The 24,964-nt window shown below is 66.5% G+C and carries 29 protein-coding genes; 14 read left to right on the top strand and 15 right to left on the bottom strand.

Annotated features, from left to right (window positions below):
* Window positions 1-8: 8 nt before the first annotated feature.
* Complete coding sequence (hisC, locus tag ACE3P2_RS09825) at window positions 9-1,091, top strand: histidinol-phosphate transaminase (protein ID WP_374263904.1); 1,083 nt, start codon at window positions 9-11, stop codon at window positions 1,089-1,091.
* Window positions 1,092-1,203: 112 nt separating this feature from the next.
* Here hisC and hisD read toward each other — a convergent pair whose 3' ends face one another.
* The 13 genes from hisD to ACE3P2_RS09760 all read right to left on the bottom strand — a co-directional run bounded on the left by hisD (window position 1,204) and on the right by ACE3P2_RS09760 (window position 11,537).
* On the bottom strand, window positions 1,204-2,520 hold the full coding sequence (gene hisD, locus ACE3P2_RS09820) for a histidinol dehydrogenase (RefSeq protein ID WP_374263902.1): 1,317 nt from the start codon (window positions 2,518-2,520) through the stop codon (window positions 1,204-1,206).
* A complete protein-coding gene (gene hisG / locus ACE3P2_RS09815) occupies window positions 2,517-3,161 on the bottom strand; it encodes an ATP phosphoribosyltransferase (RefSeq protein WP_374263900.1) in 645 nt (214 codons plus the stop codon). The genes hisD and hisG overlap by 4 nt, the downstream gene beginning before the upstream one ends.
* 53 nt (window positions 3,162-3,214) lie before the next feature.
* Entirely contained in the window at window positions 3,215-4,471 is a 1,257-nt protein-coding gene (locus ACE3P2_RS09810) for an AAA family ATPase (protein WP_374263898.1), read from the bottom strand.
* 13 nt (window positions 4,472-4,484) lie between these two features.
* The gene (gene murA, locus ACE3P2_RS09805; RefSeq protein WP_374263896.1) at window positions 4,485-5,735 is read right to left on the bottom strand and encodes a UDP-N-acetylglucosamine 1-carboxyvinyltransferase; all 1,251 of its coding nucleotides are present in this window, start codon (window positions 5,733-5,735) and stop codon (window positions 4,485-4,487) included.
* A 15-nt stretch (window positions 5,736-5,750) separates the two neighbouring features.
* Entirely contained in the window at window positions 5,751-6,005 is a 255-nt protein-coding gene (locus tag ACE3P2_RS09800) for a BolA family protein (protein WP_374263894.1), read from the bottom strand.
* 12 nt (window positions 6,006-6,017) lie between these two features.
* On the bottom strand, window positions 6,018-6,773 hold the full coding sequence (locus ACE3P2_RS09795; RefSeq protein WP_374263892.1) for an ABC transporter permease: 756 nt from the start codon (window positions 6,771-6,773) through the stop codon (window positions 6,018-6,020).
* Between the two features lie 7 nt (window positions 6,774-6,780).
* Window positions 6,781-7,683 carry an ABC transporter ATP-binding protein gene (locus ACE3P2_RS09790; RefSeq protein WP_374263890.1) on the bottom strand — a complete coding sequence of 301 codons (903 nt, stop codon included), beginning with the start codon at window positions 7,681-7,683 and terminating at the stop codon, window positions 6,781-6,783.
* Between the two features lie 28 nt (window positions 7,684-7,711).
* On the bottom strand, window positions 7,712-7,996 hold the full coding sequence (locus ACE3P2_RS09785; protein ID WP_374263888.1) for a lipid asymmetry maintenance protein MlaB: 285 nt from the start codon (window positions 7,994-7,996) through the stop codon (window positions 7,712-7,714).
* Entirely contained in the window at window positions 7,993-8,625 is a 633-nt protein-coding gene (locus tag ACE3P2_RS09780; protein WP_374263886.1) for a phospholipid-binding protein MlaC, read from the bottom strand. The genes ACE3P2_RS09785 and ACE3P2_RS09780 overlap by 4 nt, the downstream gene beginning before the upstream one ends.
* Window positions 8,622-9,404, bottom strand: coding sequence for a VacJ family lipoprotein (locus tag ACE3P2_RS09775; protein ID WP_374263884.1), 783 nt, complete (start codon window positions 9,402-9,404; stop codon window positions 8,622-8,624). Before ACE3P2_RS09775 ends, ACE3P2_RS09780 begins: the two co-directional genes overlap by 4 nt.
* A gap of 71 nt (window positions 9,405-9,475) precedes the next feature.
* Window positions 9,476-9,952 (bottom strand): outer membrane lipid asymmetry maintenance protein MlaD, encoded by a 477-nt coding sequence (mlaD, locus tag ACE3P2_RS09770; RefSeq protein WP_374263883.1) that lies wholly within the window; start codon window positions 9,950-9,952, stop codon window positions 9,476-9,478.
* Window positions 9,952-10,734, bottom strand: coding sequence for a lipid asymmetry maintenance ABC transporter permease subunit MlaE (gene mlaE, locus ACE3P2_RS09765; protein ID WP_374263881.1), 783 nt, complete (start codon window positions 10,732-10,734; stop codon window positions 9,952-9,954). Before mlaE ends, mlaD begins: the two co-directional genes overlap by 1 nt.
* Complete coding sequence (locus tag ACE3P2_RS09760; protein WP_374263879.1) at window positions 10,734-11,537, bottom strand: ABC transporter ATP-binding protein; 804 nt, start codon at window positions 11,535-11,537, stop codon at window positions 10,734-10,736. The genes mlaE and ACE3P2_RS09760 overlap by 1 nt, the downstream gene beginning before the upstream one ends.
* A gap of 240 nt (window positions 11,538-11,777) precedes the next feature.
* On the opposite strand from ACE3P2_RS09760, the gene leuS reads away from it, so the two are divergent.
* The 9 genes from leuS (at window position 11,778) to ACE3P2_RS09715 (ending at window position 19,859) form a co-directional block, all read left to right on the top strand.
* Window positions 11,778-14,399 carry a leucine--tRNA ligase gene (leuS, locus tag ACE3P2_RS09755; protein ID WP_374263877.1) on the top strand — a complete coding sequence of 874 codons (2,622 nt, stop codon included), beginning with the start codon at window positions 11,778-11,780 and terminating at the stop codon, window positions 14,397-14,399.
* Window positions 14,400-14,416: 17 nt separating this feature from the next.
* Complete coding sequence (locus tag ACE3P2_RS09750; RefSeq protein WP_374263876.1) at window positions 14,417-14,626, top strand: hypothetical protein; 210 nt, start codon at window positions 14,417-14,419, stop codon at window positions 14,624-14,626.
* The gene (gene lptE / locus ACE3P2_RS09745) at window positions 14,623-15,171 is read left to right on the top strand and encodes an LPS assembly lipoprotein LptE (RefSeq protein WP_374263874.1); all 549 of its coding nucleotides are present in this window, start codon (window positions 14,623-14,625) and stop codon (window positions 15,169-15,171) included. Before ACE3P2_RS09750 ends, lptE begins: the two co-directional genes overlap by 4 nt.
* The gene (gene holA / locus ACE3P2_RS09740; RefSeq protein WP_374263872.1) at window positions 15,168-16,193 is read left to right on the top strand and encodes a DNA polymerase III subunit delta; all 1,026 of its coding nucleotides are present in this window, start codon (window positions 15,168-15,170) and stop codon (window positions 16,191-16,193) included. Before lptE ends, holA begins: the two co-directional genes overlap by 4 nt.
* A gap of 31 nt (window positions 16,194-16,224) precedes the next feature.
* On the top strand, window positions 16,225-17,502 hold the full coding sequence (locus ACE3P2_RS09735) for a glutamate-5-semialdehyde dehydrogenase (RefSeq protein ID WP_374263870.1): 1,278 nt from the start codon (window positions 16,225-16,227) through the stop codon (window positions 17,500-17,502).
* Between the two features lie 124 nt (window positions 17,503-17,626).
* Window positions 17,627-18,208 (top strand): chalcone isomerase family protein, encoded by a 582-nt coding sequence (locus tag ACE3P2_RS09730; RefSeq protein ID WP_374263868.1) that lies wholly within the window; start codon window positions 17,627-17,629, stop codon window positions 18,206-18,208.
* 40 nt (window positions 18,209-18,248) lie between these two features.
* Window positions 18,249-18,761: a methylated-DNA--[protein]-cysteine S-methyltransferase gene (locus ACE3P2_RS09725; protein WP_374263866.1), complete on the top strand. Its 513-nt coding sequence runs from the start codon at window positions 18,249-18,251 to the stop codon at window positions 18,759-18,761.
* A 44-nt stretch (window positions 18,762-18,805) separates the two neighbouring features.
* Window positions 18,806-19,297 carry a Cys-tRNA(Pro) deacylase gene (gene ybaK, locus ACE3P2_RS09720; RefSeq protein WP_374263864.1) on the top strand — a complete coding sequence of 164 codons (492 nt, stop codon included), beginning with the start codon at window positions 18,806-18,808 and terminating at the stop codon, window positions 19,295-19,297.
* 172 nt (window positions 19,298-19,469) lie between these two features.
* Complete coding sequence (locus ACE3P2_RS09715) at window positions 19,470-19,859, top strand: H-NS family nucleoid-associated regulatory protein (RefSeq protein WP_374263862.1); 390 nt, start codon at window positions 19,470-19,472, stop codon at window positions 19,857-19,859.
* Between the two features lie 37 nt (window positions 19,860-19,896).
* Here ACE3P2_RS09715 and ACE3P2_RS09710 read toward each other — a convergent pair whose 3' ends face one another.
* Window positions 19,897-20,292 (bottom strand): dihydroneopterin aldolase, encoded by a 396-nt coding sequence (locus ACE3P2_RS09710; protein WP_374263860.1) that lies wholly within the window; start codon window positions 20,290-20,292, stop codon window positions 19,897-19,899.
* 65 nt (window positions 20,293-20,357) lie between these two features.
* Here ACE3P2_RS09710 and plsY point away from each other — a divergent pair, with 65 nt between their 5' ends.
* A complete protein-coding gene (plsY, locus tag ACE3P2_RS09705; protein ID WP_374263858.1) occupies window positions 20,358-20,969 on the top strand; it encodes a glycerol-3-phosphate 1-O-acyltransferase PlsY in 612 nt (203 codons plus the stop codon).
* A gap of 15 nt (window positions 20,970-20,984) precedes the next feature.
* Here plsY and tsaD read toward each other — a convergent pair whose 3' ends face one another.
* Window positions 20,985-22,019, bottom strand: coding sequence for a tRNA (adenosine(37)-N6)-threonylcarbamoyltransferase complex transferase subunit TsaD (tsaD, locus tag ACE3P2_RS09700; RefSeq protein WP_374263856.1), 1,035 nt, complete (start codon window positions 22,017-22,019; stop codon window positions 20,985-20,987).
* Window positions 22,020-22,160: 141 nt separating this feature from the next.
* Between tsaD and rpsU the strand changes: the two genes are divergently transcribed.
* From rpsU to dnaG, 3 genes are all read left to right on the top strand, one after another.
* A complete protein-coding gene (gene rpsU, locus ACE3P2_RS09695; protein ID WP_079432811.1) occupies window positions 22,161-22,373 on the top strand; it encodes a 30S ribosomal protein S21 in 213 nt (70 codons plus the stop codon).
* A 217-nt stretch (window positions 22,374-22,590) separates the two neighbouring features.
* The gene (locus tag ACE3P2_RS09690; RefSeq protein WP_374263854.1) at window positions 22,591-23,037 is read left to right on the top strand and encodes a GatB/YqeY domain-containing protein; all 447 of its coding nucleotides are present in this window, start codon (window positions 22,591-22,593) and stop codon (window positions 23,035-23,037) included.
* Window positions 23,038-23,083: 46 nt separating this feature from the next.
* Window positions 23,084-24,949, top strand: a complete 1,866-nt coding sequence (gene dnaG, locus ACE3P2_RS09685) for a DNA primase (RefSeq protein ID WP_374263852.1) — start codon at window positions 23,084-23,086, stop codon at window positions 24,947-24,949.
* Window positions 24,950-24,964 lie beyond the last annotated feature (15 nt).

Genomic DNA, 24,964 nt, shown 5'->3' with positions numbered 1-24,964 from the left:
GATCTGCCATGAGCCGTTTCTGGAGCCCCGTCGTCCACGGCCTGACCCCGTATGTGCCGGGCGAGCAGCCCAAGCTCGCCAACCTGGTCAAGCTCAACACCAACGAGAACCCCTATCCGCCCAGCCCCCGCGTGCTGGCCGCGATCCAGGCCGAACTCGGCGCCGACGCCGACCACCTCAAGCTCTACCCCGACCCCCTCGGGAGTGAGCTCAAGGTCGCCGTCGCCCGCCATTTCGACGTGCCGGCCGAATGGGTGTTTGTCGGCAACAGCTCCGACGAGGTGCTGGCGCACACCTTCCAGGCCCTGCTCAAGCACGACAAGCCGCTGCTCTTCCCGGATATCACCTACAGCTTCTACCCGGTTTACTGCGGCCTGTACGGCATCGACTACCGGGCCGTGCCGCTGGCCGACGACTTCTCGATCCGCATCGATGATTACCTCGCCAAGGGCGCCGGCGCGGTGATCTTCCCGAACCCCAACGCCCCGACCGGCCGCCTGCTGCCGCTGGCCGAGGTCGAACGCCTCGCCGCCGCGCTGCCGGACGCGCCCATCGTGATCGACGAAGCCTACGTGGATTTCGGCGGTCTCGACGCGATCCCCACGGCGGTGGCACTGATCCGCAAGCATCCGAACATTCTGGTCACCCAGACGTTGTCCAAGTCGCGTTCGCTGGCCGGGCTGCGAGTCGGCTTCGCGATCGGCCAGCCGGAGCTGATCGAGGCCCTCACCCGCGTCAAGGACAGCTTCAACTCATACCCGCTCGACCGCCTCGCCCTGGCGGGCGCCAGCGCCGCGATGGACGATGCGGCGTGGTTCGACGCGACCCGCCGCAAGGTGATCGCCAGCCGCGAACGCCTCAGCGCCGACCTGACTGCGCTCGGCTTCGAGGTGCTGCCGTCGGCCGCCAACTTCGTGTTCGCCCGCCATCCGGGCCACGACGCCGCCACGCTGTCGGCCCGCCTGCGCGAGCGCAGCATCATCGTGCGCCACTTCAAGGCGGCGCGGATCGACCAGTTCCTGCGTATCACCGTGGGCACCGACGCCCAGTGCGCGCTGCTGGTGGCGGCGCTGAAGGCCATCCTCGGCTGACCTGTCGGACCCCGCCAGCAAAAAGCCGCGTTCGAGGACGCGGCTTTTTGTTGATCGCCCCCACCGATCATTCGGATTTTTTGAATGACCGGGGGGATGGCAGCAGGGCTGCTCACGCCTTCAGGCGCATCTCCGCCGAGCGCGCATGCGCCTGCAGCCCTTCGCCGTGGGCAAGGACGGACGCGATCCGGCCGAGCGTCTGGGCGCCCGCCTCGGAGACGTCGATCAGGCTGGTGCGCTTCTGGAAATCGTAGACACCCAGCGGGCTCGAGAAACGGGCGCTGCGCATCGTCGGCAACACGTGGTTGGGGCCGGCACAGTAGTCGCCGAGCGCCTCGACCGAGTAGTGACCGATGAAGATCGCGCCGGCGTGGCGGATCTCGTCGACCCACTGGTAGGGATCGGCCAGGGACAACTCGAGGTGCTCGGGGGCGATCCGGTTGGCGATCTCGCAGGCTTCGGCGAGGTCGCGCACATGGATCAGCGCCCCCCGGTTCTTGAGCGAGGTGGCGATGGTGTCGCGGCGCGGCATCTCGGGCAGCAGGCGGGCGATGCTGGCTTCGACGCGGGCGATGAAGGCTTCGTCGGTGCACAGCAGGATCGACTGGGCGAGCTCGTCGTGTTCGGCCTGGGCGAAGAGGTCCATCGCCACCCAGTCGGGTTCGCCGGAGCCGTCGGAGATGACCAGCACCTCGGAGGGGCCGGCCACCATGTCGATGCCGACGGTGCCGAACACGCGGCGCTTGGCGCTCGCCACGTAGGCGTTGCCGGGACCGACGATCTTGTCCACCTGGGGAATGCTCGCGGTGCCGTAGGCCAGCGCGGCCACGGCCTGGGCGCCACCGATGGTGAACACCCGATCGACGCCGGTGATCGCCGCGGCGGCCAGGACCAGCGGGTTCTTCTCGCCGCGGGGCGTCGGCACAACCATGATCAGCTCGCCGACGCCGGCCACCTTGGCGGGAATGGCGTTCATCAGCACCGAGCTAGGGTAGGAGGCGCGGCCGCCGGGCACGTAGAGGCCGACCCGATCCAGCGGCGTGACCTTCTGGCCGAGACGGGTGCCCTCCATGCCGGGTGCGGTGTCGCTGTAGCGCCAGGATTCCTGCACCTGACGCTCGTGGTAGCTACGCACGCGCGCCGCGGCAGCCTCGAGGGCGGCGCGCTGCTCGGCGGACAAGCCGGCGAGGGCCGCGTCAAGCTCGGCCCGCGGGAGTTCGAGCGCGGCCATGTCGGCCACGTCGAGGTGGTCGAAGCGACGGGTGAATTCGACCACCGCCGCGTCGCCGTCGCGACGCACGGCCTGCAGGATGTCGGCAACGGCCTGCTCGATGGCGGCGTCGGCGCTGCCCTCGAAGGCCAGCAGGGCGTCGAGGGTGGCGGTGAAGTCGGGCGCGGCCGACGACAGGCGGCGGATCTGTTCGCTCATGGCTTGATGGCTCCGGCAAAGGCATCCAGCACCGGCTGGATGAGGTCGCGTTTGAGCTTGAGGGAGGCCTGGTTGACGACCAGGCGCGAGCTGATCGGCATGATGTCCTCGACCTCGACCAGGTTGTTGGCCTTGAGGGTGCCGCCGGTGGAGACGAGGTCGACGATGGCGTCGGCCAGGCCGACCAGCGGCGCGAGCTCCATCGAGCCGTAGAGCTTGATGAGGTCCACGTGCACGCCCTTGGCGGCGAAATGCTCCTTGGCGGCCTTGACGTACTTGGTGGCGACGCGGATGCGCGCGCCGCGCTTGACCGCCGCGGCGTAGTCGAAATCCTTGCGCACCGCCACGCACAGCCGGCATTTGGCGATGTTGAGGTCGAGCGGCTGGTAGAGCCCGCTACCGCCGTGCTCGATGAGGGTGTCCTTGCCGGCGATGCCCATGTCGGCGGCGCCGTACTGCACGTAAGTCGGCGTGTCGGTGGCGCGCACGATGACCAGACGCACGTCGGGCCGGTTGGTGCCGATGATGAGCTTGCGCGACGACTCGGGGTTGTCGGTCGGCGTGATCCCCGCGGCAGCGAGCAGCGGCAGGGTTTCCTCGAAGATTCGGCCCTTCGAGAGGGCGAGCGTGATGCCGTTCAAGATGATGATCTGTCTGAGCAAAAAGTGATTTTAGCCGATCGGAGGGCCGCCCGTCAGGGGGCCGAGCCAGCCGGCGGCGGCAGGTCGAAGCAGGCGAAGGCTTCGGCGGGGGTGCGCGCCTTGAGCAGGCGCTCCTGCACCGTCGCGGGCGAGAGGGTGACGTCGGGCAGCGCCGCTGCGAAGGCCTCGGCAAGGACGGGATCGTCGTGGAACTTGCGGAACATGCCGGCGAGCTGGTGCCGATCGCACAGGCCGAGTTCCATCCGGAAATCCACCCGGCCGGAACGGATCAGCGCCTCGTCGAGGGTTTCCGGGTGATTGGTGGTCATGAAGACCACCGAGCCTTCGTGGGCGGCAACGCCGTCGAGGGCGTTGAGAAAACCCGAGAACGACAGGCGCACCTGCTGGCTCTGCTGTTCGCGCTGGCGGAAGAAGGCGTCCACATCCTCGATCAGGATGATCGAGCGCGGCGGCACGCTGGCGAGCAGGCTGCCGATCTTGTCGTCGGTGATGCCGGAGGCGGCGAGCGACAGGCTGCATACGTTGAGGCGCATCTCGGAAGCGAGCGCGGTGACCAGGGACGTCTTGCCGGTGCCCGGCGCGCCGTACAGCAGGTAGCCGCGCCGCCACGGAATGCCCAGGTCGTCGTAGCGCGCCTTGTCGGCGAAGAAGCGCCCCAGGTCGGCCAGGATCTGCTCGGTCTGCCCGGCCTTGAGGACGATGGAAGCGAGCCGACGGTTGTTGCCCAGCCGCGCCCGCGACCAGTCGCCGTGGGTGTAGGGGTTGGGAATGTAGATGGCGATCTTGTCGAGTTCGCGGGCCACCCGGGCGTCGATCGCGGCGTGAATGAAGGCTTCGAGCACCGATTTGTCGCGCCCGAAGGTGGACAGCGCGATCTTCTCGAAGATGGTCTGCCCGACGCTGATCTCGCGGCGCATCCACATCAGCCGGCCGTCGAGCCAGAAGAGGTGGAAGCCCTCGGCCGGCGACAGGAAGGCGCGGGGCCGAATGCCCTGGCGCAGATCGTCGGCGAGGCTCTGGTACGCGTCGGACTCCTTCACCGCGCGCACGGTGAACTGGTTGATCCGCCGCAGCACGTCGCGGGCGTGCATGTACTCGACGACGGTGGGAAAGAGGATTTCGTCGCGGTTGTCGATGGTGACCGTCGAGACGACGTAGCGGCTGAGAAAGGCCAGCGCGGCCGGCACCGCCTCCTTCAACCAGTAGGCCAGCGCCCCCAGCAAGCCCAGGGCGAGCCCGCCGGAGAACACCGGATTGCCGCCCGCCAGCGAAACGATCCACGCTTCCATGGCGGGCCGCGGGTCAGCTCAGGCGGCGGACGTTGGCGCCCAGTGCCGCGAGCTTGGCTTCGAGCTTCTCGTAGCCGCGGTCGAGGTGGTAGATGCGTTCGACGGTGGTCTCGCCCTCGGCCACCAGGCCGGCGATGATGAGGCTGGCCGACGCACGCAGGTCGGTGGCCATCACGGTGGCGCCCTGCAGGCGGGCGACGCCCTTCACGAAGGCGGTGTTACCGTCGATCTTGATGTCGGCGCCCAGACGCTGCAGCTCAACGGCGTGCATGAAGCGGTTCTCGAAGATCGTCTCGCGGATCACGGCCGTGCCGTCGGCCACCGCGTTGAGCGCCATGAACTGCGCCTGCATGTCGGTCGGGAAGGCCGGGTACGGGGCGGTGCGCAGGCTCACGGCGGCAAGCCGCGCCGGCGCCTTCAGGTGGATCGCGTCGCGCTCGCCGGTGATCTCGCAGCCGGCATCCATCAGCTTGTCGATGACGGCGTCGAGGTAACAGGCCGACGTGCCGGTCAGGCGCACTTCGCCGCCGGTGACAGCCGCGGCACACAGGTAGGTGCCGGTCTCGATGCGGTCGGGCATGACACGGTGGGTCGCGCCATGGAGGGCCGGCACGCCCTTGATGCGGATCACGTCGCCACCGGCGCCGGAGATCTGGGCGCCCATCGCCACCAGGCAGTTGGCCAGGTCGACGACCTCGGGTTCGCGGGCGGCGTTTTCGATGACGGTCTCGCCGTCGGCCAGACAGGCGGCCATCATCAGGTTTTCGGTGCCGGTCACCGTGACCATGTCGGTGAAGATGCGGGCGCCCTTGAGGCGCGGCACCTTGGCATTGACGTAGCCGTGCTCGACCTTCACGTCGGCGCCCATCGCCTGCAGACCCTTGATGTGCTGATCCACCGGGCGGGCGCCGATCGCGCAGCCGCCGGGCAGGCTCACGCGGGCCTCGCCGAAGCGCGCCACCAGCGGCCCGAGCACGAGGATCGAGGCGCGCATGGTCTTGACCATCTCGTAGGAGGCGACCGGGTTGTTCACGCCACCGGCATCCAGGGTGACGGTATCACCGTCGCGGGTGACCTTGACGCCCATCTGTTCGAGCAGGCGCAGCAGCGTGCCGATGTCGTTGAGGCGCGGCACGTTGGTGAAGGTGACCGCTTCCTTGGTGAGCAGCGCAGCGCACAGGATGGGCAGGGCGGCGTTCTTGGCGCCGGAAATGGCGATCTCGCCCGACAGGCGGGTGCCGCCGGCAATCAGCAGTTTATCCATCGACAATCCGGGCGGTCAGCCCAGTTCCTTCTGAAATTCAGCCCACTGGGCGGGGGTGTAGGTGGTGAGCTGGAGGGCGTGGATCTCGTTGCCCATCAGCTTGCCGAGGGTGGCGTAGACGGCCTGATGCTGGCGGACCTTGGGCTTGCCCTCGAAGGCGCCGCTCACGACGATGCCGGAGAAGTGCACGCCGTCGTCGCCTTCGATCCGCAGGAAGTCGCAGTCGAGGCCGGCGGCGATCAGGCGTTCGATTTCGGTTGCTTGGAACATGGTTTTCGATCCTCAGGCACGCAGCTTGTAACCCCGCGCAAGCATCTGCAGGGTGACCGCCGCGAGCACGACAAAACAGGCCGTCACGACGCCGATGCTGGTCCACGGGGACACGTCGGAGACGCCGAAAAAGCCGAAACGGAATCCGTCGATCATGAAGAAGAACGGGTTGAAATGCGACACGCCCTGCCAGAAGGCAGGCAGGGAATGTATCGAATAGAAGACGCCCGACAGCATCGTGAGCGGCATGATCAGGAAGTTCTGGAACGCGGCGAGCTGGTCGAACTTGTCGGCCCAGATGCCCGCGATCACCCCGAGACTCGCCAGGAAGGCGCCACCGAGCAGCGTGAAGGCGACGATCCAGGCGGGCTGGGCGACGTTGAACGACACGAAGGGCAGCGACACCAGCAGCACGCCGAGTCCGCAGGCGGCGCCGCGCAGCACCGCGGCGATCACGTAGGCGGCGTAGAACTCCCGGTACGAGATCGGCGGCAGCAGCACGAACACGATGTTGCCGGTGATCTTGCTCTGGATGAGCGACGACGAGCTGTTGGCGAAGGCGTTCTGCAGCACCGTCATCATCACCAGCCCGGGCACCAGGAAGGCGGTGTAGCTGACGCCCGGATACGGCTGGACGTGGTCTTCGAGCACGTGGCCGAAGATCAGCAGGTACAGCACCGCGGTGAGCACCGGCGACAGCACGGTCTGGAAGCCGACCTTCCAGAAGCGCAGGCACTCCTTGTAGAGCAGGGTCTTGAAGCCTTCCATGGGTCTCTCAGTTCTGGTTCATGATGCCGACGAAGACCTGCTCCATGTCCGGCGTACCGAGTGCGATGTCGGCGATGGCGCCTCCCGCCGACTGGACGCCCGCGAGCAGTTCGGCCACTTCCTCGAAGCGCTCGAAACCGAACTCCAGCACCGCGCCCTCGGACCGCGTGAGCTTCTGCGCCAGCGCCGGGGGCAACACCACCGGGGCCGCGACGGTCACCTTGAGGGCGTGGCTGGCGAAACGCTGCAGCAGGTTGGCAGTGGTGTCGAGGGCGACGATGCGACCGCTCTTGAGCATCGCGATGCGCCCGCACAGGGTTTCGGCCTCTTCGAGGTAATGGGTGGTGAGGACGATGGTGTGGCCGTCCTGGTTGAGCTTGCGGATGAACTGCCACAAGCCCTGGCGCAATTCGACGTCGACCCCGGCGGTGGGCTCGTCGAGGACGATCACCGGCGGCCGGTGCACCAGCGCCTGAGCCACCAGCGCACGGCGCTTCATGCCCCCCGAGAGCATCCGCATGTTGGCGCCGGCCTTGGGGGTGAGGTCGAGGTGGTGGAGGATCTCGTCGATCCAGTCGTCGTTGTGCTTGAGCCCGAAGTAGCCGGACTGGATGCGCAACATCTCGCGCACCGAGAAGAACGGGTCGAAAACGAGTTCCTGAGGCACCACGCCCAGCGCCATGCGAGCGGCGCGGTAATCGCGCACCACGTCGTGGCCCATGACTTCGAGGGTACCGGAATCGGGCCGCGCGAGGCCCGCGAGACAGGAGATGAGCGTCGTCTTGCCGGCGCCGTTTGGGCCGAGCAGACCGAAGAACTCGCCCTGGCCGATCTCCAGATCGACCCCGGCGAGCGCCTGCAGTGAACGGAAACGCTTGGTGACGCCGGCTATGCGGATCGCTGGACTCATGACGGAAACGGGAAAGCGGCGCTGGGGCTCAGCGTCCGAAAGACAGAATGGTATCGACGTCGTAGAGGGACGCCAAGCTCACCAGCGGTGCCGGCGCACCGACGATGGTGAGCCGCCGGCCGGCGCCGCGGGCGACCCGGGTCCAGCTCAGCAGCAAGGCCAGGGCGGAGGAGTCCACCTGACTGACGGCAGAGAGATCGACGCTGCGATCGGCCGCGGCGACCAGATCGCGCCCGGCCTCCGCCAATGCGGCGACGGTGGCGAGGGTGAGCGGGCCTTCGAGCGCGAGGCAGGCGCCGTCTTCGCGGATCATTTCTTGGCGGAAACCGTGGTTTCGAGCTGCTTGTTCTTGTCCTTGAGGGACTTGATCAGGCCGTCGATGCCGCCGGCGCGCACTTCCTGGCCGAAGCTGTCGCGATAATTGGTGACGAGGCTGACGCCGGCCACCATCACGTCGTACACCTTCCAGCTGTCGCCTTGCTTGTCGAGGCTGTAGTCGATCTGCACCGGCTTGGCGCCGGGCTGACGCACCTCGGTGCGAACCACCACGTCGGTGTCTTCGGGCTTGGCCTTGAGCGGCTTGAAGTCGATCTGCTGATTGCGGTACTGGGTGAGCGCGTTGGAATAGGTGCGAACCAGCAGATTCTTGAACTCCTGGGTCAGCGCGGCCTTCTGCTCGGGGGTCGCCTGGCGCCAGTCCTTGCCCACCGCGAGGCGGGTCATGTGCGCGAAGTCGAAGTACGGCAGCACCTTGCTCTCGACCAGATCGACGGCCTTGCGAGTGTCGCCGGACTGGATTGCCTTGTCCTGACGGACGATGGCGATGACGTCGTCGGTGACGCCCTTCACGAGGGTGTCGGGGGCGACGCTCTGGGCGAAGGCGGCGGCCTGGAGGCCGAGCCCGAGGACGAGGGTGGCGAGCAGCGAAGCGATCTTCTTCATTGGGCGGTCTCTTTCTTGTCGGGGGACGGCGCGACCGGATCGTCGGCGCCGGGATCGTCGTCCAGATCCTTGTCGCGCGGCGGGCGACCGTCGTAGATCTGGCTCTTCCGATACTGCATGTAGAAGCTGCGCAGGTAGTCGTACTTGTCGAGGGCTGCCTGCTCCGCGGTGGTGTCCGCGCCGAGCAGTTGGGCGCGCCGGTTGATGAAGCGCAGCGCGGTCAGCCGGTTGCGGTTGCCCATGTCCTCGACGGCCCGCACCGGATCGACGCGCAGGTCGCCGACGAGGCCGACGGTATCGCGCACGTTGCTGGCGCCGAGGAAGGGCAGCACGAGGTAAGGCCCGTCGCCCACCCCCCAGCGGCCGAGGGTCTGGCCGAGGTCTTCGTCGTGCTTCTCGAGCCCCAGCTCGGAAGCGATGTCGAAGATGCCGAACATGCCGATGGTGGTATTGACCAGCACCCGCCCGCCATCGGACAACCCGTCGAGGAACTTGCCCTGAAGCAGGTTGTTCACCCCGATCCAGATGTCCGCCAGGTTGCCGAAAACGTTGCCGACGCCGACCTTGACCGGCAGCGGCGCCAGGTCATAGACCTCGGCGGCGGGGCGCATCACGTAACGGTCGGCTTCTTCGTTGAAGCGGAAGGTGGCCCGGTTGAGCGGCTCCAGCGGATCCTTCGGATGACCGCCAGGGCCGGCACAGGCGGCGAGGCCGAGCGCCAGCAGCAGCGGGGCAACGCGGCGCAGCACGGCTTTCGAGTCGGTTTTCCTGTTGTTCATGGTGCTCTGCCGACGGCCGGTAGGCCGTCATGCGCTCTCCGTCGGAATGGGGTGGCGGCTGGGACGCCGCCTTATTTTGCCGGGGCCGCGTCGCCGTCGGCCGCCTTGCCAAACATGAATTGGCTGATCAGCTTTTCGAGGACAACGGCCGACTGGGTCTTCTTGATGACTTCGCCGGGCGCCAGGTTTTTTTCCTCGCCGCCGGGATCGAGGCCGAGATACTGCTCGCCAAGCAGACCGGAGGTGAGGATGCTGGCAAAGGTATCCACCGGGAACTTGTAGCGCCCATCCACCTTGAAGACCACCTCTGCCTGGAAGCGTTCATTGTCGTAGCGGATCTCCTCGACGCGCCCCACCAGGACGCCAGCGCTCTTGACCGGCGCACGCAGCTTGAGCCCACCGATGTTGTCGAAATGGGCGCTGAGGGTATAGGGCGACTTGATCTCCGAGCCGGAAATACTGCCGACCTTGAGCGCCAGGAACAACAGCGCGGCGATCCCCATCGCCACGAAGACTCCGACCCACAGATCGAGCGTCGTGCGATTCATCATAAACCTCGGAACATGAAAGACGTCATTACAAAATCGAGCGCCAGGATGGCCAGCGCCGAACTTACCACGGTGCGGGTGATCGCTCGTGACACGCCTTCGGCGGTGGGCACGCAGTCGTAGCCCTCGAAGACGGCGATCAGCGCCACCGCGACGCCGAAGGCGCAGCTCTTGATGACGCCGTTGAGCACGTCGTAGCGGAAGTCGACCGCCGCCTGCATCTGCCCCCAGAAAGCGCCGTCATCAACGCCGATGAAGACCACGCCGATGAGCCAGCCGCCGAAGATGCCCATCGTCGAGAACAGCGCCGCCAGCAGCGGCATCGAAATCACGCCACCCCAGAAACGCGGCGCCACGACCCGGGCGATCGGACTCACGGCCATCATGTCCATCGCCTTCAGCTGCTCGGTGACCTTCATCAAACCGATCTCGGCGGTCACCGCCGAACCGGCACGGCTGGCGAACAGCAGCCCCGCCACCACCGGCCCCAGCTCACGCAGCAGCGACAGCGCGACCATCGTGCCCATCGCCTCGGTCGAGCCGTAGCGCTGCAGGATCTCGAAGCCCTGCAACCCGAGCACCAGCCCGACGAACAACCCTGACACCAGGATGATGAGCAGCGACAGCACGCCGCTGAAATACAGCTCGCGGATCGTCAGGTGCAGGCGCGAGAACGACTGCCCCGAGTACAGCAGGATCAGCCAGAAGAAGCGGGCGATGAAGCCCAGCTGCCAGACACCATTGACCGTCACCCGGCCCAGCTTGCGGAACACGTCGCCCATCAGGCACCCCCTCCGGTGAGGGCGGTGGCGTAGTCGCCGGCCGGGTAGTGAAAGGGCACCGGGCCGTCGGCCTCGGCCTGGACGAACTGATGCACGAAGGGATCGGTGGAATTGCGGATTTCGTCCGGCGTGCCCTCGGCCACCACGCGCCCTTCGGAGATGAAGTAGATGTAATCGACGATCTGCAGCGACTCGTGGATATCGTGGGTGACGATCACCGAGCTCGCGCCGAGAGCGTCGTTGAGACGGCGGATCAGCTGACCGATCACGCCGAGAGAAATCGGATCGAGGCCGGTGAAGGGCTCGTCGTACATCAGCAGCATCGGGTCGAGGGCGATCGTGCGGGCCAGCGCCACGCGCCGCGCCATGCCGCCGGAGAGCTCGCCCGGCATCAGCCGCGCAGCACCGCGGAGGCCCACTGCATGGAGCTTCATCAACACGAGATCGTTGATGAGCTCGGGCGGCAGATCGGTGTGCTCGCGCAGCGGAAAGGCCACGTTGTCGAACACCGTCATGTCGGTGAACAGCGCGCCGAACTGGAACAACATGCCCATGCGCCGGCGCATCGCGTAGAGCGCGTCGCGCCCCAGCGTGGCCACATCCTGCCCGGCCACGACCACCCGCCCGCCAGCAGCGCGTTCCTGACCGCCGATCAGGCGCAGCAGGGTCGTCTTGCCGCTGCCGCTGCCCCCCATGATCGCCACGACCTTGCCGCGCGGGATCGACATGGAGACATCGCGCAGGATCGTCCGCGCGCCGTAGGCGAAGCGGACGTTTTCAAGGCGGACAAGGGGTTCGGACATGGAGAAATGTTGCATTGCGGGATAACAATTGTAGCAGAGGCATCGCTGCGTGACATGCGCACAAACCCGAGGCCCACTCGAAATATCTCGTGACATCAAGGCGTTGAGCATCGCAAAGCGGGCTCAGCCGGAGCGGTTTATAATACGGGGTTTGGGCTCGTCCGCGACGGCCGTGCGCGACACGGTTTTCACCGCGCCGCGCGCCATTCTCTTCGATCTCCCCCGCCGATGCAGGAAAAAATGCAGGACAAATACCTCCCCGCCGACATCGAACGTGCCGCCCAGCAACACTGGGACGACAGCGCCGCCTTCCGCGTCACCGCCGACGCCACCAAGCCCAAGTACTACTGCCTGTCGATGTTCCCGTACCCGTCGGGCAAGCTGCACATGGGCCACGTGCGCAACTACACGATCGGCGACGTGCTGTCCCGCTTCCACAAGATGAAGGGCTACAACGTCCTGCAGCCGATGGGCTGGGACGCCTTCGGCCTGCCCGCCGAGAACGCCGCGATCAAGAACCAGGTGCCGCCCGCCAAGTGGACCTACGACAACATCGCCTACATGAAGCAGCAGCTCAAGTCCCTCGGCTTTGCCATCGACTGGAGCCGCGAACTGGCCACCTGCACGCCCGAATACTACAAGTGGAACCAGTGGATCTTCCTGCGCATGCTCGAAAAGGGTATCGCCGAGCGCAAGACCCAGGTCGTCAACTGGGACCCGGTCGACCAGACCGTGCTCGCCAACGAGCAGGTCATCGACGGCCGCGGCTGGCGCACCGGCGCGCTGGTCGAGAAGCGCGAGATCCCCGGCTACTACCTCAAGATCACCGACTACGCCGACGAGCTGCTGGCCGACCTGGACACCCTCGGCGGCTGGCCCGAGCGCGTCAAGCTGATGCAGGCCAACTGGATCGGCAAGAGCACCGGCGTGCGCTTCGCCTTCAAGCACGACATCGCCGATGAAACCGGCCCGATCGGCGATGGCAAGCTGTGGGTATTCACCACCCGCGCCGACACCATCATGGGCGTCACCTTCTGCGCCGTGGCCGCCGAGCACCCGCTGGCGCTGCACGCCGCCAAGGGCAAGCCCGAGCTCGCCGCCTTCATCGAGAAGTGCAAGCACGGCTCAGTGATGGAAGCCGACATGGCCACGATGGAAAAGGAAGGTCTGCCCACCGGCCTCTACGTCACCCATCCGCTCACCGGCAAGCAGGTCGAGGTGTGGGTCGGCAACTACGTGCTGATGAGCTACGGCGACGGCGCCGTGATGGGCGTGCCCGCCCACGACGAGCGTGACTTCGCCTTCGCCAAGAAATACGGCATCGCCATCGAGCAGGTCGTGGCGGTGGGCGACAAGCCCTACTCGCTGGACGCCTGGGAAGAGTGGTACGGCAGCAAGGACGGCGTCTGCATCAACTCCGGCAAGTACGACGGCCTCGGCTACCAGGCCGCCGTCGATGCCATCGCGGCCGACCTCGCCGCCCAGGAAGTCGGCGAAAAAAAGGTGCAGTGGCGCCTGCGCGACTGGGGCATCTCGCGCCAGCGCTACTGGGGCTGCCCGATCCCCATCATCCACTGCGACAGCTGCGGCTCGGTGCCCGTGCCCGACGACCAGTTGCCGGTGGTGCTGCCCGAAGACTGCGTCCCGGACGGCGCCGGCAACCCGCTGCACAAGCGCGAGGACTTCCTCGCCTGCACCTGCCCGAGCTGCGGCAAGCCGGCCCGCCGCGAGACCGACACCATGGACACCTTCGTGGATTCGTCCTGGTACTACGCCCGCTACGCCACGAAGTTCGGCGCCGACAGGATGGTCGACGACGAGACCAACTACTGGATGACCGTCGACCAGTACATCGGCGGCATCGAGCACGCGATCCTGCACCTGCTGTACTCGCGCTTCTGGACCAAGGTGATGCGCGACCTGGGCCTCGTCGAATACCGCGAGCCCTTCGCCCACCTGCTCACGCAGGGCATGGTGCTCAACAACGCCTTCTTCCACAAACCCGAAGGCGGCGGCAAGAACTACTTCTGGGAAAGCGAGATCGACATCCAGAAGGACGCCAAGGGCCAGATCACCGGCGCGACGCTCAAGAAGGACGGCACGGTGCTCGAGCACGAGCTCACCACCATGTCCAAGTCCAAGAACAACGGCGTGGACCCGCAGGCCCTGATCGAGCAATACGGTGCCGACACCGCGCGCTTCTTCATGATGTTCGCCGCCCCGCCCGAGCAGACCCTCGAGTGGTCCGACGCCGGCGTCGAAGGTGCCTACCGCTTCCTGCGCCGGGTCTGGAGCTTCGGCCACACCTTCGGCACCGAGATCCGCCCGCAGATCGGTGCCGAACGCCAGCTCGCCGGCACCAAGCTGCCGGAAGCCCTGGCCGCCTTCCGCCGCGAGATCCACCTGCTCCTCAAGCAGGCCAACTACGACCTGGGCAAGCAGCAGTTCAACACCGTGGCCTCGGCCACCATGAAGATGCTCAACGCCCTCGAGAAGGCCCCGCGCGAAGGCGCCCTCGCCGCCGAGGTCATCGAGGAATGCTTCGGCATCCTGCTGCGCGTGCTCTCGCCGCTCACCCCGCACATCAGCCACGCCCTGTGGCGCGATCTGGGCTACGGCGACGACATCCTGGCCGCAGCCTGGCCCGAGCCGCTGGAGGCCGCGCTGGAGCAGGACGAGGTCGAACTGATGCTCCAGGTGAACGGCAAGCTGCGCGGCTCGGTCCGCGTCGCCGCCGACGCGCCGAAGGACGTGATCGAAGCCGCCGCCCTCGCCAACGAGGCCGCGGTCAAGTTCCTCGAAGGCCGCCCGGCGAAGAAGGTCATCGTCGTGCCCGGCCGTCTCGTCAACATCGTCGGCTGAACAACCGGAGGCGCCCCATGCTTCGCACCCTCGCCTGCCTGAGTCTCGTCGCCCTCGCCGCCGGCTGCGCTGCGCCGGGCGACCGGACCTGGTACGAAAGCCTGCGCCAGGAAAACGCCCGCCGGCAGCACGAACCGGGCCGCGACATCAACCGGGAGCCGCCGCCGCCCAGCTACGACGCCTACGAGCAGGAACGTCAGCGCCTCAACCAAGGAGCGCCCCGATGAGCGCCACCTCCCGGATCGGCCGCCGCCGCGTCCTCGGCCTGCTCGGCGCCGCGCCGCTGCTGCTGGTGGGCTGCGGCTTCCAGTTGCGCGGTGCGCGGCCGCTGCCGTTCGAGTCGATCTACCTGGGCATGTACCAGTATTCCGAACTCGCCGCCGCCATCCGCCGTCAGATCCGCGCCAACGGCGACACCGTGCTGGCCGAACGGGCCGAGGACGCCCAGGTGCGCCTCGAAGTCCAGGCCGACATCAAGGACAAGGTGATCCTCGCCCTCAACACCCAGGGCCGGGTGCGCGAATACCAGCTGCGCCAGCGCTTCATCTATCGGCTGGTCGGCAAGGGCGGACAGGAAATCCTCCCGTCCACCGAAATCTTCCTGCGGCGCGACCTCGCCTTCGACGACACCCAGCTACTCGCCAAGCAGCAGGAAGAAACTCTGCTCTACCGCGACATGCAGAACGACCTCGTCCAGCAGCTGATGCGCCGCCTCGCCGCCGTCAAGATGCCGGAGGCGCCACCGGCCGACGCCCCCGCGCCCAAGCCGTGAACCTGCGTCCCGAGCAGCTCGCCGCCCATCTCGACAAGCCCCTCGCCCCGCTCTACGTCCTGCACGGCAACGAACCGCTGCTGGTACTCGAAGCAGGCGACGCGGTACGCGCGGCCGCCCGTCGCCAGGGCTACGTCGAGCGCGAGGTACTGGTGGCCGGCCAGGGGTTCAAGTGGACCGAGCTGCAGTCGGCCGCCGGCAACCTGTCGCTGTTCGGCGCCAGCAAGCTGGTGGACCTGCGCATCCCCAACGGCAAGCCCGGTCGCGAAGGCGGCGAGGTCCTGCAGCGCTACGCCCGGAGCCTCGACGACGGCGTCGTGACCCTCGTCACCCTTCCCGAACTCGACTGGGCGACCCGCAAGGCCGCCTGGTTCGGTGCGCTGGCCGAGGCCGGCATCGTCGTCGAGACCAACGCCCCCGAGCGCGACCGCTTGCCCGACTGGATCGCGCAGCGCCTGGCCCGCCAGCAACAAAAGGCCGGTCCCGACGCCCTCGCCTTCATCGCCGACCACGTGGAAGGCAATCTCCTCGCCGCACACCAGGAAATCCTCAAGCTCGGCCTCCTCCACCCGCCGGGCGAACTCACCCTCGACGCGGTGCGCGACGCCATCCTCAACGTCGCACGCTACAACGTGGACACCTTGCGCCAGTCTCTCCTCGACGGCGACGCAGCCCGCTGCGCGCGCCTGCTCGAAGGCCTCAAGGGCGAAGGCGAGGCGCCGCTGCTGGTGCTATGGGCCCTCACCAACGAGATCCGCACCCTTGCCAACCTGCGCCAGGGCCTGGACGAGGGCCAGCCGCTGCAGGGGCTCCTCAAGGCCGAGCGGGTCTTCGACGAGCGGCGCAAACACGCCATCCAGCGTGCCCTGCCCCGTCTCGAGGGCGGCGTGTTACGCACGGCCATCTTGCACGCCGCGAAGATTGACCGGATGATCAAGGGTCTTGCCGGCGGCGACGTCTGGGACGAATGCCTCCAGCTCTGCCTGCGTCTCGCGCGCGACGCCACACCGGCCCGGCGCTGACGCGCCGACAATCGATTCAAAGCGAGAAAAGATGGACATCAAGACCTACATGCAGACCGTCGGCCGCCAGGCCCGCGCCGCCAGCCGCGCCGTGGCTGCCGCCTCCACCGACGCCAAGAACACCGCCCTGCTCGCCATGGCCGCCGAAATCCGCGCCCGCAAGACCCAGCTCCTCGAAGCCAATGCCCGGGATCTCGCCGAAGCCCGCGAGAGCGGCCTCGAGCCGGCCATGATCGATCGCCTCACGCTTTCCGAAAAAGGCATCGAATCGATGGCCCTCGGCCTCGAGCAGGTCGCCGCCCTGCCCGACCCGGTCGGCGAGATGACTGATCTCAAGCGCCGTCCGTCCGGCATCACCGTCGGCAAGATGCGCGTGCCGCTGGGTGTCATCGGCATCATCTACGAAGCCCGCCCCAACGTCACCGCCGACGCCGCCGCCCTGTGCCTCAAGTCCGGCAACGCGGCGATCCTGCGTGGCGGCAAAGAGGCCCTGCACTCCAACCAGGCCGTCGCCGCCTGCGTGCGCGCCGGCCTGGCTGCCGCGGGCCTGCCCGAAATGTCGATCCAGGTGGTCGAGACCACCGACCGCGCCGCCGTCGGTGAGCTCATCACCATGCCCCAGTTCGTGGACGTGATCGTCCCCCGCGGCGGCAAGGGCCTCATCGAGCGCATTTCCAACGACGCCCGCGTACCCGTCATCAAGCACCTGGACGGCAACTGCCATGTGTACGTAGACGAGCGCGCCGATCCGGCCAAGGCCCTCGCCATCGTCGAAAACTCGAAAACCCAGCGCTACGGCACCTGCAACACCACCGAATCGCTGCTGGTCGATGCCGCCATCGCGAAGGCCCAGCTGCCCGCCATCGGCACCATGCTGGCTGGCAAGGGCGTCGAGCTGCGCGCCTGTCCGGTGTCCCTGACGATCCTGCGCGAAGCCGGCATCCCCGAGGCCCAGCTCAAGGCCGCGGTCGAATCCGACTGGACCGAGGAATTCCTCGCCCCGATCATCGCCATCAAGGTCGTCGCCGGGCTCGACGAGGCGATTGAGCACATCAACACCTGCTCGTCCCAGCACACCGAATCCATCGTCACCGAGGACTACACCCGGGCGATGCGCTTCCTGCGCGAGGTCGATTCCGCCTCGGTGATGATCAACGCCTCCACGCGCTTCGCCGACGGCTTCGAATACGGCCTCGGCGCCGAGATCGGGATTTCCACCGACAAGATCCACGCCCGCGGCCCGGTCGGCCTCGAAGGCCTCACCAGCCAGAAGTGGATCGTCTTCGGAGACGGCAACGTGCGCGCCTGACACCCATCGACGCAGGCTGCACTTCCCCTGCCGGAAGTCTTCCGGTTAAGATTAAAACGCCCGTTCGAAATCGAATAAAAATTCGATGAACGGGCGTTTGAGCATCCACACCCAGGAGACAGCCATGCCCACCGCCCTGCGCGCCGCCATCCTCGCCGGCGTCCTCGCCAACCTCAGCCTTCCCGCCCTCGCCACCGACATCGCCGGCATCCACTTCGACGATCGCACCGCCGTCGCCGGCAGCGACCTCGCCCTCAACGGCGCCGGCCTGCGCACCCGCTTCATGGTCAAGGTTTACGCCATGGGTCTCTACCTGCCCCGCCGCGCTGACACCGCCGACGCCGTCGCCAGCCAGCCCGGCCCGAAGCGCATCCAGATCGTCACCCTGCGCGAACTCAGCGCCGAACAGTTTGCCGACGCCCTTCTCGACGGCCTCAAGAAAAACCACAGCGAGGCCGAATTCGCCAAACTGCAGGCCCGCAGCGACGAATTCCGCACGGCCCTGCTCGGCCTCAAATCCGCCCCCAGCGGCACCCAGATCCGCCTCGAATGGCTCCCCGCCTACGGCACCCGCCTCTACGTCGGCAATGAAATCCGCGGCAAGGACATTCCCGGCGAGGATTTCTACCGCGCCTTGCTGCGCATCTGGCTGGGCGAAAAGCCCGCCGATGGCGATCTCAAGAGCGTGCTGCTCGGGAAAGGCTGACCCCCTTGCCGGGGCCGGGGCAGGCGCGCAGAATTCGACCATGACGCAATTGCCCCGCCCCCTGCAGAACCCTGGCCCAGCTAATCGACCGACCTTTTGCGCGGTGATGCCGGCGCCATTTGGCGCAATCGGCATTGCAGCCCCTGGCAAATTGGTCGAGCGGATCGAATTCCTGCCCCCCGCCCACGTCCTCGTCGCGCCGGTCAACGCGCTGGCCGAAAAGACGGCCAACCAGATCACGCGCTATCTCGCCGACCCCGACTTCGTTTTCGAATTGCCACTGGCTCGCCAGGGCACGGCGTTCCGGCGCCGGATCTGGGCCGCGATTGCCGCGATTCCCCGCGGCCAGACCCGCACCTACGGCGCGCTGGCGCGCGACGCCGGCAGTATTGCCCGGGCCGTGGGCCAGGCCTGCGGAGACAATCCCCTTCCCATCGTCGTTCCCTGCCATCGGGTCGTCGCCGCAAGCGGAATCGGCGGCTTCGCGCACGACACCCGCGGCTTCCTGATCGACACAAAACGCTGGCTATTAGGCCACGAAGGCGTCATCTGAATTCCCCGCCGCCAACGGCAATTGACTTCCTATTCGAGCCACCCATGACCCGCCCAGACCCGCACCCCCCCGAAACACCGGCTACCCGTTTCCTGCGGCAACACCAGCTCGCTTTCTCTACCCATCTTTACACCTACGAAGATCACGGCGGCACGAAAGTTTCATCCCGTGAATTGAATGTGCCCGAACATGCCGTCGTCAAAACCCTGGTGATGGAGGACGAAAGCCGACATCCCCTGATCGTGCTGATGCACGGCGACCGCAAGGTCTCCACCAAGGAACTCGCACGCCAGACCAGCCACAAGCAGATCAGCCCTTGCGACCCTGCAGTGGCCCAGCGCCACACCGGCTATCTGGTGGGCGGCACATCGCCTTTCGGGACTCGAAAGCAGCTCCCGATATTCATGGAGCGCAGCATCCTCGACCTGTCACTCATTTACATCAACGGGGGCAAGCGCGGTTTTCTGGTCGGCGTTCATCCCCACGACATCCTTCGCGTGTTAAAGCCCACCCTGGTCAACGTCGCGCTCGAATGAGCGAAAAAGAATGATCACAAAAAGACTTGCCAAATCGACACACAAGAGTGGCAAAATAAGCATCGTAATAGCGGTCTGAAATATTTCATTCCAGCAATCCAGCCAGGCGCCATCAGGCCCGGCCATCACGACGCATCAACGCCCAAACGCCACGCCGAAGGAAAACTGCATCATGGATATCTCCTCCCTTTCCCTGACCGAATTGCGCCGTCTCCAGACCAAGGTCGAGGCGGAAATCCGGCGCCGTTCCGACACGGCCAAGAAGGATCTCCTGAAGCGGATGCAGAAGCTCGCCGCCGAGCACGGCATGAGTCTCACCGACGTCATCGGCCAGGAGCCCGCCGAGAAACCCGCCGCTTCCCCCAAGAAAGCCGCCGCCAAGCCGGCCAAGAAAGTCGCCAAGCCGGCTTCAGTGATCAAGTTCCGCCACCCCGAAAACCCCGCCGTCGGCTGGACCGGTCACGGCCGCAAGCCGCAATGGGTCATCGACTGGCTGGCCCAGGGCAAGGCACTGGACGACCTGCGCGCCAACATGCCGTCCGGGGACGCTGCCGCCGCCTGACTCTGCAGCCGAATAACGCGGAAATGCGCCGGGCGGATCAGCCCGGCAAGCCCGCGCTCGGTGCGTGGGCGGGCGGTTCGGCGCCGTTGCGACCGCGCTGAATGAATACCCCCACCCGCCGCACGTCTTTCATGACGCCCATCTTGGCAATCGCCAGCTTCACCCAAGGGGCGCCAAATTCGTCGAACAACAATTTGACGATGAATTCCCCGAGCGTTTCGATCAGATTGAATTGATGCATGGCCAGCTCGTCGCGAATGCGCGCAATCACCTTGGCGTAATCGATCGTATCGTCAATGTCGTCGTGTTCCGCGGCGGCATCGGGCACGCCAAATGTCAGATTAAGCTCGAGCGTCTGCTCGGCCACCCGCTCCCGCGGATAGATGCCCACCTTGGCCTTGACGCGCAGCGCCTCGATAAAAATGAAATCCATCGTCTGTCCCGGCTAAAATCCCGCACATTCTAGCCCGCGCGCCCACAGAAAGCGTCCCCGATAAAATGCAGCTCGCCCTTTTGCTCGTCGTTGCCTACCTGATCGGTTCCGTCCCCTTCGCCGTCGTGATCAGCCGCCTGTTCGGTATGGCCGACCCGCGCTCCTACGGTTCAGGCAATCCCGGCGCCACAAACGTGCTGCGCAGCGGCAACAAGCTCGCCGCGGCCCTCACCCTGATCGGCGACGGCTTCAAGGGCTGGGTTGCCGTGTGGCTGGCGGACACCTACGGCCCCGCGCTCGGGCTTGGCCCCATTGCCACGCCGGTGGCCGGTCTGGCCGCCTTCCTGGGCCATCTGTTCCCGCTGTTCCTGGGCTTCAAAGGGGGAAAGGGCGTCGCGACCGCGGCCGGGGTGCTGATCGGCGCCAACGGCACGCTCGGGCTGGCGGTGCTGGGCGTCTGGATCGCGATCGCCTTCACCCTGCGCTACTCGTCCCTCGCCGCCTTGTGCGCCGCCGTGGCCGCACCGCTACTGGCATACGGGCTCGACCTCGCCCCCGACTGGATTGCCGCCATCGCAGCCATGTCGGCGCTGCTGCTGTGGCGCCACAAGGACAACATCAAGCGCCTGCTAGCCGGCCAGGAGAGCCGGATCGGCAGCAAGAAAAAAACCGGTTGACGCCGCGCCCCCCCCTCAGGCGCCGCGCGGCGGTGTGATCTCCTGCAAGCTCCAGCGCGGCCGCACGGCGAAACAGCCTTCCGTCCCCGCGACACCCCGCTCCCCCGCCTTGAAACGCATTGCCCCGGCGAAGGCGATCATCGCACCGTTGTCGGTGCACAATTCCAGCTCCGGATAAAAGACCCGCGCCTTGCGTCGGGCCGCAGCGGCATCGAGCGCAGCGCGCAGCGCCAGGTTGGCGCCGACACCCCCCGCCACCACCAGTTGTCGGAGGCCGGTGTGCTTGAGTGCCGCCATCGACTTGGCGACGAGCACCTCGACCACTGCCGCCTGAAACTCCGCCGCCAGATCGGCCCGATCCGCAGACTGGAAACGCTCGGCCGATGCGGCGGTCAGCACCGCTGTCTTGAGCCCGCTGAAGCTGAAGTCAAAATCCTTACTATGCAACATCGGCCTCGGCAACTTGAAGCGCCCGGGCGTACCAGCCTCCGCCAGCCGCGCCAGGGCCGGCCCCCCCGGATAACCCAGACCGATCAGCTTGGCGGTCTTGTCGAAAGCCTCGCCCGCCGCATCGTCCACCGTCTCTCCCAGCAAGGTGTAGTCGCCGACCCCCGCCACCCGCATCAACTGCGTATGACCACCGGACACCAGCAGCGCCACGAACGGAAACGTCGGCGGCGTTGCGGACAGCAAGGGCGACAGCAGATGGCCCTCGAGGTGATGCACGGGCAAAACCGGCACGCCCAGTGCCACACCGAGCGCCTCGGCGACACTGGAGCCGACCAGCAGCGCGCCCGCCAGCCCCGGCCCTGCGGTGTACGCCACGGCATCCACGTCGCCCATCGCCAGCCCGGTGACACCCAGCGTCTCCCGCAGCAACAGGGGCAGCCGGCGGATGTGGTCGCGTGACGCCAGTTCGGGCACCACGCCGCCGTACGCCGCGTGAAGGTCGATCTGGGAATGCAGGCGGTGGCCCAGCAGGCCGCGCTCCGTGTCGTAGATGGCTACGCCGGTTTCGTCGCAGGAGGTTTCGATACCCAGAACGCGCATGGTTCAGCCCAAGCAAAAAACGCGATTTTACCCTTCCATGGCAAGCCCGACGAAAACGCGCAAAAAATGAGCTTGGTAGACCGCGACGACTTGGTTATACTCTTCGTTTTTCCGTCAAAAGAATTTTCGAGGAAGCACGCAATGCCGGGTATTCGCGTCAAAGAAAACGAGCCGTTTGAAGTTGCCATCCGCCGCTTCAAGCGCACCATCGAAAAAGTGGGCCTGCTGCCCGAACTCCGTTCCCGCGAGTTCTACGAAAAGCCGACCGCCGAGCGCAAGCGCAAGCTCGCCGCCGCCGTCAAGCGCCACCACAAGCGCCTGCGCAGCCAGACCCTGCCGCCGAAGATGTACTAAGCAACACCCGAGTACACGCTTCCCGCTCGCCACGCGATACGCGCTCATGCGCGGGCGCGTGGCGTTTGCGTTTCCGCACGGCCGCTGCGCGACACCGACACCCTGACGCCGCTCGCCGATCTGGCGCCCAGTCAGGCAGGCTCAACAACGCACCGCGTGCAACTTCGCTGACGCGGCGTTCCGTCGCGCCCATCCACCTCACCCGGGAAACTCGCCCATGTCCCTGAAGACCCAGATCAACGAAGACATGAAGGCCGCGATGCGCGCCAAGGACTCCGCCCGCCTGTCGGCGCTGCGCCTGCTGCTCGCCGCCATAAAGCAAAAGGAAGTGGATGAGCGCATCGAACTGGACGACCCCGCCGTCGTTGCGGTTGTGGACAAGATGCTCAAGCAGCGCCGCGACTCCGTCGCCCAGTACGAAGCCGCCCAACGCTTTGATCTGGCCAGCGCCGAGCGCTTCGAGATCGACGTCTTGACCGCCTACAAGCCCGCCGGACTGAGCGCCGAACAGGTCGCCGCCGAAGTCGACGCAGCCATCGCCGAGACCGGCGCCACGGGCGCGGCCGACATGGGCAAGCTGATGGCCGTGCTCAAGCCGAAGCTCGCCGGCAAGGCCGACATGGCCGAAGTCTCCAAACTGGTGAAATCGCGCCTCAGCAACTAGGATTCATGAAGATGACGCCCCGCCGCCGGGGCGTCGATGGTCAATCATGATTCCGCAATCCTTCATCCAGGATCTGCTCGCCCGCGTCGACATCGTCGAGGTGATCGAACGCTACCTGCCGCTCAAGAAGGGCGGCGCGAACTATTTCGCCTGCTGCCCGTTTCACGGCGAAAAATCCGCGTCATTCTCGGTCAGCCCCACCAAGCAGTTCTACCACTGCTTTGGCTGCGGCGTGCACGGCAGCGCCATCAGCTTCCTGATGGAATACAGCGGCCTCGGCTTCGTCGACGCCGTCAAGGAACTGGCGAGCTCGGTTGGCATGGAAGTACCCAACGACGACTTCACCCCGAGCCACGACCGCGCCCGCGAGCACTCCCTCACCGAACTCATGGCCCAGGCCGCGCGCTTCTACAAGGAGCAGCTCAAGCGCAGCCCGGTCGCCATCGACTACCTCAAGCGCCGGGGCCTGACCGGCGAAATCGCCGCCCGCTACGGGCTCGGCTACGCGCCGGAGGGCTGGCAAGCGCTGCAAGCCGCCTTCGCCGACTACTCGGCCGCCGGCCTGCTCGAATGCGGCCTGGTCCTCGAGAATGAACAAGGCCGCCGCTACGACCGCTTTCGCGACCGCATCATGTTCCCGATCCAGGATCAGCGCGGCAACGTGATCGGCTTCGGCGGCCGCGTGCTCGACAAGGGCGAACCCAAGTACCTCAATTCGCCCGAGACACCGATCTTCGAAAAAGGACGCGAACTCTACGGCCTCGTCCAGGCCCGCCAGGCCATTCGCGAGCACGGCTGCGTACTGGTCGTCGAGGGCTACATGGACGTCGTCGGCCTCGCTCAGTTCGGCGTCGCCAACGCCGTGGCCACCCTCGGCACCGCCGCGACTCCCAACCACATCCAGAAACTGCTCAAACTCACCGACCGTGTCGTGTTCTGCTTCGACGGCGACGCGGCCGGCCGTCGCGCAGCCGGCCGCGCCCTCGAAGTCAGCCTCGAACACCTGGCCGACAACAAGACCCTCAGCTTCCTGTTCCTGCCCGAGGAGCACGACCCGGACAGCTTCGTTCGCGCCGAGGGCCCCGACGCCTTTCGCGCGGCGATGAACCGCGCCCTGCCCCTGGCCGAGTTCCTGCTCGCCGAACTCAAGAAGGACATCGATCTCGCCACCGCCGAAGGCTGCGCCAAGCTGGTGCACGAAGCCAAGCCGCTGGTCACCCGCATCGGCGCGCCGCTACTGCGCCTGCAGGTCATCAAGATGCTCGCCGAGACGGCCGGTTTCACCCAGGCCGAGGTCGAACAAGCCTTCGGGCTCAAGAATGCCGGCGCGAGCACTCCACCCCGGCGCTTTGACGACACACCGCCCTTCGACGACTTCGGGCGTAATTTCGGCGAGCGCGGCGGCAATCGCAACTTCCGCGGCGGACGCCGCGCAAACGCGGGCTTCCCCCGAATTCCGCCACGCCAGGCACCGCAAAGCGCTGTCGAAACCTTGCTCAAGCTGGTCGTCCAGCACCCGGTCTGGGCCGCCCGCCTGCCCATCGACCTGCTGCCCGCCGACACCCCGGAAGGCCTCGCGCTGATCGCCATCGTCGACGCGATGAGCGTCGGCGACCTGCCCACCCACGGCATCGGCGCCCTGCTCGAACACTACCGCGAAAGCCCCCATGCCGCAGCCATCGCGCGCTGCGCCGGCCAGCTCGCCGACAGCGCCTTCGACGAGGCGGCGATAGAACATTTGTTCAACGACACACTCAAAAAGCTCGAAGCCGACGCGGTCAGCCGCGAGATCGAAATCCTGACCGCCCGAGAGCGCGAAAACGGACTCAATCCCACCGAGCGACGTCAGCTCGCGGAGCTACTACTGCACAAACAGAAGCTCCGCACCCGCCCCAAAGCATCGGATTCGTAATATAATTTTCGGTTT

The organism is Zoogloea sp. (genome assembly GCF_041911615.1).
Taxonomy (GTDB): Bacteria; Pseudomonadota; Gammaproteobacteria; order Burkholderiales; family Rhodocyclaceae; genus Zoogloea.
This window is presented reverse-complemented; position numbering and strand designations above follow the sequence as displayed.

Bases quoted from the DNA above. Each gene is read 5' to 3' on its own strand.
- hisC (WP_374263904.1), top strand. From the start codon at position 9: ATGAGCCGTTTCTGGAGCCCCGTCGTCCACGGCCTGACCCCGTATGTG.
- hisD (WP_374263902.1), bottom strand. From the start codon at position 2,520: ATGAGCGAACAGATCCGCCGCCTGTCGTCGGCCGCGCCCGACTTCACC.
- ACE3P2_RS09810 (WP_374263898.1), bottom strand. From the start codon at position 4,471: ATGGAAGCGTGGATCGTTTCGCTGGCGGGCGGCAATCCGGTGTTCTCC.
- murA (WP_374263896.1), bottom strand. From the start codon at position 5,735: ATGGATAAACTGCTGATTGCCGGCGGCACCCGCCTGTCGGGCGAGATC.
- ACE3P2_RS09800 (WP_374263894.1), bottom strand. From the start codon at position 6,005: ATGTTCCAAGCAACCGAAATCGAACGCCTGATCGCCGCCGGCCTCGAC.
- ACE3P2_RS09795 (WP_374263892.1), bottom strand. From the start codon at position 6,773: ATGGAAGGCTTCAAGACCCTGCTCTACAAGGAGTGCCTGCGCTTCTGG.
- ACE3P2_RS09790 (WP_374263890.1), bottom strand. From the start codon at position 7,683: ATGAGTCCAGCGATCCGCATAGCCGGCGTCACCAAGCGTTTCCGTTCA.
- ACE3P2_RS09785 (WP_374263888.1), bottom strand. From the start codon at position 7,996: ATGATCCGCGAAGACGGCGCCTGCCTCGCGCTCGAAGGCCCGCTCACC.
- ACE3P2_RS09780 (WP_374263886.1), bottom strand. From the start codon at position 8,625: ATGAAGAAGATCGCTTCGCTGCTCGCCACCCTCGTCCTCGGGCTCGGC.
- ACE3P2_RS09775 (WP_374263884.1), bottom strand. From the start codon at position 9,404: ATGAACAACAGGAAAACCGACTCGAAAGCCGTGCTGCGCCGCGTTGCC.
- mlaD (WP_374263883.1), bottom strand. From the start codon at position 9,952: ATGAATCGCACGACGCTCGATCTGTGGGTCGGAGTCTTCGTGGCGATG.
- mlaE (WP_374263881.1), bottom strand. From the start codon at position 10,734: ATGGGCGACGTGTTCCGCAAGCTGGGCCGGGTGACGGTCAATGGTGTC.
- ACE3P2_RS09760 (WP_374263879.1), bottom strand. From the start codon at position 11,537: ATGTCCGAACCCCTTGTCCGCCTTGAAAACGTCCGCTTCGCCTACGGC.
- leuS (WP_374263877.1), top strand. From the start codon at position 11,778: ATGCAGGACAAATACCTCCCCGCCGACATCGAACGTGCCGCCCAGCAA.
- ACE3P2_RS09750 (WP_374263876.1), top strand. From the start codon at position 14,417: ATGCTTCGCACCCTCGCCTGCCTGAGTCTCGTCGCCCTCGCCGCCGGC.
- lptE (WP_374263874.1), top strand. From the start codon at position 14,623: ATGAGCGCCACCTCCCGGATCGGCCGCCGCCGCGTCCTCGGCCTGCTC.
- ACE3P2_RS09735 (WP_374263870.1), top strand. From the start codon at position 16,225: ATGGACATCAAGACCTACATGCAGACCGTCGGCCGCCAGGCCCGCGCC.
- ACE3P2_RS09730 (WP_374263868.1), top strand. From the start codon at position 17,627: ATGCCCACCGCCCTGCGCGCCGCCATCCTCGCCGGCGTCCTCGCCAAC.
- ACE3P2_RS09725 (WP_374263866.1), top strand. From the start codon at position 18,249: ATGACGCAATTGCCCCGCCCCCTGCAGAACCCTGGCCCAGCTAATCGA.
- ybaK (WP_374263864.1), top strand. From the start codon at position 18,806: ATGACCCGCCCAGACCCGCACCCCCCCGAAACACCGGCTACCCGTTTC.
- ACE3P2_RS09715 (WP_374263862.1), top strand. From the start codon at position 19,470: ATGGATATCTCCTCCCTTTCCCTGACCGAATTGCGCCGTCTCCAGACC.
- ACE3P2_RS09710 (WP_374263860.1), bottom strand. From the start codon at position 20,292: ATGGATTTCATTTTTATCGAGGCGCTGCGCGTCAAGGCCAAGGTGGGC.
- plsY (WP_374263858.1), top strand. From the start codon at position 20,358: ATGCAGCTCGCCCTTTTGCTCGTCGTTGCCTACCTGATCGGTTCCGTC.
- tsaD (WP_374263856.1), bottom strand. From the start codon at position 22,019: ATGCGCGTTCTGGGTATCGAAACCTCCTGCGACGAAACCGGCGTAGCC.
- rpsU (WP_079432811.1), top strand. From the start codon at position 22,161: ATGCCGGGTATTCGCGTCAAAGAAAACGAGCCGTTTGAAGTTGCCATC.
- ACE3P2_RS09690 (WP_374263854.1), top strand. From the start codon at position 22,591: ATGTCCCTGAAGACCCAGATCAACGAAGACATGAAGGCCGCGATGCGC.
- dnaG (WP_374263852.1), top strand. From the start codon at position 23,084: ATGATTCCGCAATCCTTCATCCAGGATCTGCTCGCCCGCGTCGACATC.